The sequence below is a fragment of the Cetobacterium sp. ZWU0022 genome (assembly GCF_000800875.1).
In the GTDB taxonomy this organism is placed as follows: Bacteria; Fusobacteriota; Fusobacteriia; order Fusobacteriales; family Fusobacteriaceae; genus Cetobacterium_A.
In genome coordinates this window covers 1-5,106 of sequence record NZ_JRJZ01000168.1, presented here as the reverse complement: position 1 = coordinate 5,106, position 5,106 = coordinate 1, and the positions used below count along the sequence as shown (strand labels likewise).

At 28.1% G+C, this 5,106-nt stretch carries 4 protein-coding genes; all 4 read left to right on the top strand.

The window, feature by feature from the left end:
- Positions 1-1,527: hypothetical protein (locus L988_RS13880; RefSeq protein ID WP_047384496.1), on the top strand; the 1,527-nt coding region annotated here is incomplete at its 5' end.
- Complete coding sequence (locus L988_RS11755) at positions 1,524-2,036, top strand: hypothetical protein (protein WP_047384494.1); 513 nt, start codon at positions 1,524-1,526, stop codon at positions 2,034-2,036. The genes L988_RS13880 and L988_RS11755, both read left to right, overlap by 4 nt.
- Positions 2,036-4,528: a hypothetical protein gene (locus L988_RS11750; RefSeq protein ID WP_047384493.1), complete on the top strand. Its 2,493-nt coding sequence runs from the start codon at positions 2,036-2,038 to the stop codon at positions 4,526-4,528. Before L988_RS11755 ends, L988_RS11750 begins: the two co-directional genes overlap by 1 nt.
- A gap of 10 nt (positions 4,529-4,538) precedes the next feature.
- Entirely contained in the window at positions 4,539-5,009 is a 471-nt protein-coding gene (locus tag L988_RS11745; RefSeq protein WP_047384492.1) for a hypothetical protein, read from the top strand.
- Positions 5,010-5,106: the final 97 nt, after the last annotated feature.

The following is a 5,106-nucleotide window of genomic DNA, read 5'->3' as shown; positions in this document are numbered from 1 at the left end:
AATCAACAGAATAAGGGTGAAGTTGAATATGATATAAATATTCGTGAAAATCACGAAAGTGGAAAACCAACAACAGATTCTAAAGTTTACTATGGTCTTACAGATCATTTAACATTAGGAATGGGATATTTAAGAGAACCCGAACTAATAAATGATGAATATGAGTATTTGGACAAAGGAAGATTAGAAGCTGTTTATTCTGATTATATTTACTCACTACCATATACATTAAGAGTTGGTGGGGATAAAGTATTTAATGAGTTTGAGTATAAGGTAAATGAAAAAAATACCAAAGATGATTACTCCTATGACTTCTTAGGTCAAATAGATATTAAAAAAGTTAGATTAAGACTTGAACATGAAAGTAAAGGGGAGTTTTACGAAGATAAATACAAGACAAAATTCTATGTAAGATACACTCCTATAAAGGCTTTAGACCTAGAATATGAAAGAGAAGAAGCAACTAAAAGGGATGGAATCTATGGAATAGATTATAAAGAAAAAATTAATAAATACAGCATAGAGTATTCAAAAGCATATAAAGATTTATTATTAACTGGTGAATATGAATACCATACAGAAGATAAAGGAAAATATAGCTTTAATACTTATTATACAGGACTTAGAACAGCAACTCTTAAACTAGAGAATACTTGGAAAAATGATGGTAAAGATTATGAAGTTGCCTTCAGTATCTTTAGCAACGGAAATAGATTATTTGATTATAATTTAGAAGCTAGGTATTCAGAAGAAGAAAAAGATAAATTTACATTTAGATTCTCAACTAATTACAACAACTGGTTTGACTACGAAATGTTTATTGATAAAAAAGGAAACCAAGAACACAAATTCGGAATAGATCACATTACTGATTTAAGAAATCCAACTGCTAAAATCAAAAATATGGATAGTTCACCTCTTAAAGTTATTACATTTGTAGATAAAAATGATAACGACATTTATGACGAAGGAGAGGAACTTATTAAAAATGTTGAGGTTCAAATAGGAGAACAAAAGATAAATACCAATGAAAATGGAGAAGCTATGTTCTATGGAGTTCCAAATTATGTAACTTATGATTTAGAACCTAAGATTAAAAAACCTAATTTCCTATTAGGAAATAACAAAGTTCAAGTTCAAGGAAAAAATACAGCTACTATAGTAGCTCATATTCCTGTAAAACCTATGCTAACTTTAACAGGATTTATCAATGTAGAGGATATTTTAGAACTTAATTCAATTGACAAAATGAGATTGTATGAAGAACTTCTTGTAACTGTAAAAGATACAAATGGAAAAGTAATTGATAGGGCAATACCTGACGAACAAGGAATATTTGAAATATCAGGACTTTTACCTAAAAAATATTTAATAGAAGTTGTCTATATGGGAATAGATCATCAAATAGATGGTATCAATGATGAAATTGTAAAACTAACTTATGTAGATAAAACAGATAGTAATTACTATGTATTTAATATAAAAGAACATGGAATTTCTATGTTGAAAGGAGATAACAAGATATGAAAAATTTACTAGGATTTTTTATGCTAATTAATATATTAAGTTTTTCAAATGTAATGCCTACTATTCCAGTAATTCCAAATACGGGAAATACTGATATAGATATACCTAAATTACCTACTGAAGATAAAACAGAAAAAGATGGAAGTATAAGGAAGCTGCTATCTAATACTACTGTAATGATGGAATCTAAATTAAATGTAGTAGTTCCATTGGAGATTATCTCTGATGTAGATATAAAGGCTATGGTAGTAGATGATGAAAAGGTAGAAGTACCTTTTTCTTTAGAACTTAATAAAGAACCTTCTCTAAAAGACCATTATAAGGTCAAATATAGCCAAGATAAAATTGATATAGATGGTGATGGGAAAGTAGATACATATATCTACTCCCCAAAATTCCTTAATAAACGAATCATAGATGACAATATGATTGTTATAGAGGGAGCTAATATATCTAAAGAGGGTACTCATGAAAAGAAAGTGTACATGACAGTAGAGGTGAAACAGTAATGATAAAAAAGATTGTAATGATAATGATGTTGATATTAAACATCATTTCTTTTTCAGAAGTTCCACATACATATATTTATGATAACCCTGAAAAGGCTATAACAACAGCAGAAACTTTAAAGAAAAAACCTGATGGAGCTGAAATGAATATTTCAGTAACGAAGGTTAAAACCCAAGAAATAGAAGGGCTTTTCAATAAAGAAGATAAGAAAATTTATTTAACAATAAATGAATTAAATATGTCAGATAGGCTTATTATAACAGATACATTAAAGGATATTAAGAATCCTAGTAAATTAATGCTTTCTAAGAGCAAATATAACTACAAATATGATTATCCCGATATAAGTTTATCAACTGAAGGAATGGCTTTAAATTCAAAATTATACGTTATAGTGCTTGATTCAACAAACAATTTAAAATTTATAAAAAAAGTATCTTCAGTAAAAGAATATAAGCCTGAACTAGATACAGTAGTTGACAAAGTAATGAAAATGTTAATTCGTGGGAATGATGTTATTTTTGAATTTAAAAGAGATTATATGTGGCATTATAACCAAGTAATAACAGGAGAACATATAAGCGAACTAACAAAAGAAGTTGAAATTAGTTTCATGGCAACTTCACAATCTTATGGTTCACATGATGGAAGAAATAGAACAGGATATGGAAGAACTTTTGTTGATGTAATAGATGCAAATGGTACTTTAATAGAAACAAAAACTTTTACATGGTGGACGTATTTAGGAGGAGATAATAAGGTAACAGTTCCTTATAGAGTATATTATACGAATAAATTTGATAGACCAGTAACTGTGAAATTGAGATGGTCATTGGATTTGGGAGGATATAGAGCTCATGCTTTTAGTGAGAGATATGATATGTCTGTTATTAATAGAGTAGAGCAAGTATTTAGATATGTAGTAAGCCCACTTGAAGGAACTACAAATTTAAGTTTTAATGACAACTATCAAAAAAATTATGCTAATTTTAGCTCAACATCTTATGCAGATAGTAACGCATTAGTTCTAGAAAATACTGTTCCAGGAATGACTTTTTCAACATCAGGAACAGGAATAATTACTATGGAAGATGGAGATATTTTAGATATAAATGGAGTTCAAGCAAGTGTAGGAGCTTCAGGAAATCTTGGTGAAAGAGTAGTAAATATTGGGGATTTAGGATTAAAGTATAAAGTAGAAGGTGGAAAATTAAGATTAGGTTTAAATAGTTGGGGAGTTGTAGAACCTTTAAGGACAGCAACAATAAAAGTTTTTAGAGGAACAAAAGAAGTAACAAACCATATATTTAATATTCAAGCTCCAAAGAGATTAGAAGGTTCTTCAAGAATTACTCTAAAGGAATATTACCCAATTGATACATACATAGCCTTTAATTCAGTAAACCTTAATTCACCAGTTCCTTTAGCATTAGAAAACTCTATAAGGGATGTTGTTTTAGAAAGTTCAAGTCAACATGGACTTTCAACAATGCAACAAGGAGATATATTAGAAATTAATGGAGTTCAAAGTCAGATAGGAACTTCAGGTAATTTAGCTGAAAAAGCTCAAAATATAGACTCTTTAGCTTTTAAATATAAAGTAGAAAGTGGAAAATTAAGACTTGCGTTGACTGGATGGGGAGTATTAGAGCCAAGAAGGGATATAACTATTAGAATCATAAGAGGTGCAAATGAAATTAGTAAACATATAATGAATATAAAATCTCCAACAAAAGTACAAGGTGATAGTACATTAAAATATGATAATACATATCAAATTAGAACTTTTGCAAAATTTAAAGGATTAGATTTATCAATGCCGCTACCAATAGTTTTAGAAAATATCCAGGGTGTAACTTTAGAAAGTACAAATGGTGCAGGAATCCCATATATGAATCAAGGAGATAAAATATATATATCTGATAACTTTAGAGCTAGAAGAAGTAAAAGAGCAATTGGAGAAACTTATTATGAAATTGGAGCTTCAGGAACACTTGCAAAACAAAATATAAAACTAACAAATGGAGAAGTTGGTGTTCAAGTAGAAGGTGGAAAACTAAATTTAGCTTTAAACAATTGGACAGTAAATAAAAATGTAAATGTAAGAGTTCAAATAGTTAGAGGAACAAATCAGATTATGGATCATACATTCACATTAAAAGCTCCTGACGCACCATTTAACGTAATAAGTCAAGGTGTTTTAGACTTTGGTACGATAATTGCAGGAGCAAAGAATAGAATGGCTGAAACAGATGTTAAAATTGAAATGATAAAAGATGTAACAGATATTCAATTTAAACTAAATACAGATAGTCCAGAAATGTTTAATAAGAATGGAACTACGTTAAGAGCTAGAAGTCTTCAAGCTATTGTAAGTAAACAAGCAAATAGAAAATATTTAGTAAAAATTCAGGGTAAATTAGATGTGCCTGAAAATCAAGAATTAGGAGAATATTCAGGATCATTGATTTTAGAAATGAAAATAAAATAGGAGAATGTGAATGAAGAAATTAATATATTTATTGATTATTTTAAATACAATTATGATTAAAGCTGATAATGAAAATTATATATATAAGAGAACTTTAAATTACAAAAGTATTTTGGGAATTGAAAGTTCTTTAGAGAAAGAAACCACAGTAGATAGGAATGGACGTGTATATCAAAAGCTTACTAATAATATTCTTCAGAAAGATGGTAAAAATCTAAAAATAGAAGATATTTTAACAGAAGAAGGATTAGAAAAACTACAACTATTAGTTCAGAAAGATATTGATGATAACTTGAAATTACCTTTAGAAGAACAAGTTTATATAGAGACAAAAGTAACTTTAAATCCAAATAATATCTATTTTAAAAATGATAGTATAGTTGTAGCCTTTAAGCAATATGAAGTTTCATTTTTATATAAGCAAGTAATGGAATTTGAATATCCATTAGAATTAGTAAAAGAATATATAAAGAAAGGATAAAAAATATGAAAAATTTGATTTTAAGTTTATTTTTGATAACAAATATATTGAGTTTTGCAAAAGTAGAAATAAAAATGAAACTTCATATTGCTTAAAG

Bases quoted from the DNA above. Each gene is read 5' to 3' on its own strand.
- L988_RS11745 (WP_047384492.1), top strand. From the start codon at position 4,539: ATGAAGAAATTAATATATTTATTGATTATTTTAAATACAATTATGATT.
- L988_RS11750 (WP_047384493.1), top strand. From the start codon at position 2,036: ATGATAAAAAAGATTGTAATGATAATGATGTTGATATTAAACATCATT.
- L988_RS11755 (WP_047384494.1), top strand. From the start codon at position 1,524: ATGAAAAATTTACTAGGATTTTTTATGCTAATTAATATATTAAGTTTT.